6 protein-coding genes are annotated in these 4,699 nt (G+C 72.8%); 4 read left to right on the forward strand and 2 right to left on the reverse strand.

What is annotated here, in order from left to right:
• The 3 genes from R6V09_RS46270 to R6V09_RS46280 all read left to right on the forward strand — a co-directional run.
• On the forward strand, positions 1 to 142 hold a 142-nt coding region (locus R6V09_RS46270; RefSeq protein ID WP_317887481.1), incomplete at its 5' end, for a DUF6412 domain-containing protein.
• A gap of 71 nt (positions 143 to 213) precedes the next feature.
• Positions 214 to 870 carry a membrane protein insertase YidC gene (gene yidC, locus R6V09_RS46275; RefSeq protein WP_317887476.1) on the forward strand — a complete coding sequence of 219 codons (657 nt, stop codon included), beginning with the start codon at positions 214 to 216 and terminating at the stop codon, positions 868 to 870.
• Positions 871 to 999: 129 nt separating this feature from the next.
• Entirely contained in the window at positions 1,000 to 1,857 is an 858-nt protein-coding gene (locus R6V09_RS46280) for a fumarylacetoacetate hydrolase family protein (RefSeq protein ID WP_317887477.1), read from the forward strand.
• Positions 1,858 to 1,969: 112 nt separating this feature from the next.
• Here R6V09_RS46280 and R6V09_RS46285 read toward each other — a convergent pair whose 3' ends face one another.
• Entirely contained in the window at positions 1,970 to 2,476 is a 507-nt protein-coding gene (locus R6V09_RS46285; protein ID WP_317887478.1) for a heme-degrading domain-containing protein, read from the reverse strand.
• Entirely contained in the window at positions 2,473 to 3,558 is a 1,086-nt protein-coding gene (locus R6V09_RS46290) for a Gfo/Idh/MocA family oxidoreductase (RefSeq protein WP_317887479.1), read from the reverse strand. The genes R6V09_RS46285 and R6V09_RS46290 overlap by 4 nt, the downstream gene beginning before the upstream one ends.
• Before the next feature lie 56 nt (positions 3,559 to 3,614).
• Here R6V09_RS46290 and R6V09_RS46295 point away from each other — a divergent pair.
• The coding region (locus R6V09_RS46295; protein ID WP_317887480.1) for an ROK family transcriptional regulator at positions 3,615 to 4,699 on the forward strand (1,085 nt) is incomplete at its 3' end.

A 4,699-nucleotide genomic window follows, 5' to 3' on the forward strand; every position in this document is an offset into this window, starting at 1 on the left:
CGCCGTACCGCCCACCCGGGTCCGTACGGCCATCCGCGACCGGGCCCGCCGTACGGCGTTCCTGCCCCAGCGCGACCCCGACGCCTCGGGCCGCCCCCGCCCCCGAGCCCCCGGAACCACCCTCCGGACGACCACCGCGTAACGCGTTCCCGCGCGGGTCGTCACGTCGCCATGCCCCACTCCGGCACGACGAGACCCACGGAGGGCTCACCCATGTCCGTTCTCACCCATGTCGTCGGCCAACTCGCCGACCTGCTCCACCCGTTGTTCGGCACGGCCGCGGTCGCCGCCGCGATCGTCCTGTTCACCGCGCTCGTACGACTCCTAGTCCATCCCCTCTCCCGGGCCGCGGCGCGCGGACAGCGGGCGCGGGCCCAACTCCAGCCGCAGGTCGCCGAGTTGCGGAAGCGGTACGCGAGGCAGCCCGAGAAGCTCCAGAAGGCCGTACTGGAACTGCACGCCGACGCCAAGGTGTCACCGCTGTCCGGGCTGCTGCCGAGCCTGCTGCAACTCCCGGCCTTCTTCCTGCTGTACCGGCTGTTCTCCGGCGGGGGCGACGGGCTGCTCTCCCACCAGTTGTTCGCCGCGCCGCTCGGCGGACGGTGGGCCGACGCGCTCGCCGGGGACGGGGTGTTCGGGCCGGCCGGGCTCGTCTACGTCGGCCTGTTCCTCGTCGTCGCCGCGGTCGCGACCTTCACCTGCGTCCGTGCCCGGCGGACCGTCGTCGACGGGGGCGCCATCGGCCGGGTGCTGCCGTTCGCGTCCTTCCTCACCCTCGTCACTGTGGCCGTGGTGCCGCTCGCCGTCGCCCTGTACGTGGTGACCAGCTCGGCCTGGAGCGCGGTCGAGCGGGCCCTGCTGTACAGCTGAGCGGCGCGCTGACGGTCCAGTCCGTGAACCGGGTATTGCGGACTGGACCGTGAGCTTGGAGGATCGACCAGTCCTCCGATGGCTGCACCCGTCGGTCGACGGCCCGCACGATCGATGGAGATGGTGAAGATGAAGCTGCTGCGAGTCGGTACGGCGGGGGCGGAGCGGCCCGCGCTGCTCGACGCCGAGGGGGTCCTGCGGGACCTGTCCGGCATCGTCCCGGACATCGACGGGCCGCTGCTCGCCGACACCGCCGCGCTCGGCCGGATCCGGGCGGCGGCCGACGCGGGGTCGCTGCCCGTGCTGGACGCCGACGGGCTGCGGGTTGGGCCGCCGCTGGCGCGGATCGGCAAGGTCGTGTGCATCGGGCTGAACTACCACGACCACGCCCGCGAGACCGGCGCCGAGCCGCCCGCCGAGCCGGTCATCTTCTTCAAGGCGGCGGACACGGTTGTCGGGCCCTACGACACCGTGCTCGTCCCGCGCGGGTCGGTGAAGACCGACTGGGAGGTCGAACTCGCCGTCGTCATCGGCCGTACGGCCCGCTATCTGGAGTCCCACGAGGAGGCGCTCGCGCATGTCGCGGGGTACGCGGTCGCGCACGACGTGTCCGAGCGGGAGTTCCAGATCGAGCGGGGCGGGACCTGGGACAAGGGCAAGAACTGCGAGACGTTCAACCCGCTGGGACCGTGGCTGGTGACGGCGGACGAGGTGCCGGACCCGCAGGCGCTGTCGTTGAAGCTGTGGGTCAACGGGGAGCTGAAGCAGGACGGCACCACCGCCGAGCAGATCTTCCCGGTCGCCGAAGTGGTGCGCTACGTAAGCCAGTTCATGACCCTGTACCCCGGTGATGTCATCAACACCGGTACACCGGCGGGGGTTGCTCTCGGGCAGCCGGAGCCGAAGCCGTTTCTGCGGGCCGGGGACGTGGTGGAGCTGGAGATCTCCGGATTGGGCAAGCAGCGGCAGGAGTTGAAGGACGCCTAAGGGGTGGGGGCTGCGGTTGTGCGGTGGGCGCGCGTGCGTTGTGGCTGGTCGCGCCCACGCGGCGGAGCCGCACATCGATGCGGCCCCGCGCCCAAAAGGACGACAGTGATCGTCACTCGTCCAGGAACTGCTCCAGTGCCGCCACCACGAACCGGTGGTCCTGCAGTTGCGGCAGCCCGCTCACCGTCACTGTGCCGATCACGCCCACGCCCTCGACCCTGATCGGGAACGAGCCGCCGTGGGCCGCGTACTCGTCGGGGTCGAGGCGGGAGGAGTCCTCGAAGGTGCTGCCCTTGGCGCGGAAGCGGGTGCCGACCAGGTAGGAGGCGGCGCCGAAGCGCTCGACGACCCTGCGCTTGCGGTCGATCCACGCGTCGTTGTCGGGGGTCGACCCCGGCAGCGCCGCGTGGAAGAGCTGCTGGCCGGCGCGGCGGATGTCGATGGCGACCGGGGCCTGGCTCTCGCGGGCGAGTTCCACGAGGAGGGAACCCAGCGCCCAGGCGTCGTCGTGGGTGAAGTGCCGGAACACCAACCGGCGTTCCTGCGCTTCGAGTTCCTCCACCGTCGGGGTGATCTCGGGGGCGATCCGCTGGGTGATCGCGGGCTTGTGCTGGGTCACAGGGTCACCGTCACTCCGTCGCGGGCGCTGTGGCGCGCGGCTTCCAGTACGTCGAGGGCGGCAGCCGCCTCCAGGGCGGTCACCGGGTTGGGGGCGCCGTCGCGCAGGGCGGCGGCGACGGCCGCGTAGTACGCGGGGTAGTCACCGGGGAGGGTGGGCTCGGGGCGGCCACCGCCGGTGAGCGGGGACTCCCCGGAGCCGACATGGCCGTAGAGGGACTCGGGTTCCTCGCCCCAGCCGTCCGTCGCGCCCGGGCGCTTTCCGTCCCTCAGGTCTGCCTCCTGGGGGTCGAGGCCGTACTTCACATAGCCCGCCTTGGAGCCCAGCACCCGGAAGCGCGGGCCGAGTTGGGCGGTGGTCGCGGAGACGTAGAGGTGTGAGCGGACGCCGTTCGCGTGGGTCAGCGCGATGAACGTGTCGTCGTCCGTCTCGGCGCCCGGGCGGCGGATGTCCGACTCGGCGTACACCGAGGTCACGGGTCCGAAGAGGGTCAGTGCCTGGTCCACGACATGGCTGCCGAGGTCGTAGAGGAGACCTCCGATCTCTGCCGGATCGCCGGACTCGCGCCAGCCGCCCTTGGGCTGCGGGCGCCAGCGCTCGAAACGGGACTCGAAGCGCCATACGTCGCCCAGCTCGCCCTCGGCCAGGAGCCCCCGCAGGGTCAGGAAGTCGTTGTCCCAGCGGCGGTTCTGGAAGACGGAGAGGAGCAGGCCGTGCTGCTCGGCGAGGGCCGCCAGCTCGCGGGCCTCGGCGGCGGTGCCGGCGATCGGCTTGTCCACGACGACCGGCAGGCCGGCCTTCAGGGCGGCGGTCGCGAGCGCGACATGCGTCCGGTTCGGGGACGCGATGACGATCAGGTCCAACTCGGCGGCGCGGTCCAGGAGTTCGTCCGGGGACGCGGCGATGCGGACGTCGGGGAACTCGGCGCGGGCCTGGTCCTGCCGCTCCGGGTTCGAGGTGACGACCGTGTCGAGGGCGAGGCCCTCGGTGGCGCCGATCAGCGGGGCGTGGAAGACGGAGCCCGCGAGGCCGTAGCCGACGAGGCCGACGCGGAGGGGTGTGCGAGTGGTGCGTCCAGTCATGCCCTCCACTTTCGCAACGCTGTTGCCAAAGTGCAAGTGGTGGGGACAATGGGGGAGTGAACAACAGTGCGCGGGGCGGGACCGGGAGCGGAACGACCACGGCGGCGGGCGCGAATCTGCTCGCCGTGCGCAGCCACAACACCGCGCTGGTCCTCGACCTGCTGCGGACCGCGGGACCGGACGGGATCAGCCGCCTCGAACTCGCCGACCGCACCGGGCTCACCCCCCAGGCCGTCAGCAAGATCACGGCCCGGCTGCGGGAGCCCGGACTCGTCACGGAGGCGGGCCGCCGCGCCTCCACCGGCGGCAAGCCGCGCACGGTACTGCGCCTGGTCCCGGAGGCCGGCCACGCGGTCGGCGTGCACCTGGACCGGGACGAACTGCGGGTGGTCCTCGTCGATCTCACCGGGACGGTGGTCGGTGAGCGGAGCGCCCCGCTGGACCTGGGGGCGGGCGCCGCTGTGGTCGTGGAGGCGGTGGCCGGGGAGGTCGAGGGGCTGGTGGGGGAGGTGGTCGCAGACCCCGCGCGCCTCACGTCCGCCCCACTGGCCGCCGTCGGTCACCTGCTCGGCGTGGGCGTCGCCCTGCCCGGGCCGCTCGATCACATCCACGGTGTTCTACATCGCGTCACCGGATTTCCCGAGTGGGACGGGTTTCCGCTGCGGGACGCGCTCGGGCGGCGGCTCGGGGTGCCCGTCGTCGTCGACAAGGACACGAACGCCGCCGCGCTCGGGCTGGCCGTCGGCGGCGAGGGCGGCGCCTTCGCCTATCTGCATCTCGGTACGGGGCTCGGCGCCGGGCTGGTGATCGGCGGGGGTGTGCACCGGGGGGCGCGGACCGGGGCCGGGGAGTTCGGGCACCAGGTCATCCAGTTGGACGGGCCGCCCTGTGACTGCGGCGACCGGGGCTGTATCGAGGTCCTGTGCCTGGCCGCGGTGGCGCGCGGGGACGTGGGGGAGGCGGCGCGTGTGCTCGGTGCGGGCGCCGCGAACCTCGTGGGTCTGCTCGACATCGACCTGGTGCTGCTGGGCGGCCGTACCGTCGCCGCCGACCCGGAGCCCTTCGTACGCGGTGTCGCCGCCGTCCTCGACGAACGCGCCCGGCGCGAGGGCGCGGGCGAGGCGGCCGTACCGGTACGGGT

The organism is Streptomyces sp. W16 (genome assembly GCF_033194735.1).
In the GTDB taxonomy this organism is placed as follows: domain Bacteria; phylum Actinomycetota; class Actinomycetes; order Streptomycetales; family Streptomycetaceae; genus Streptomyces.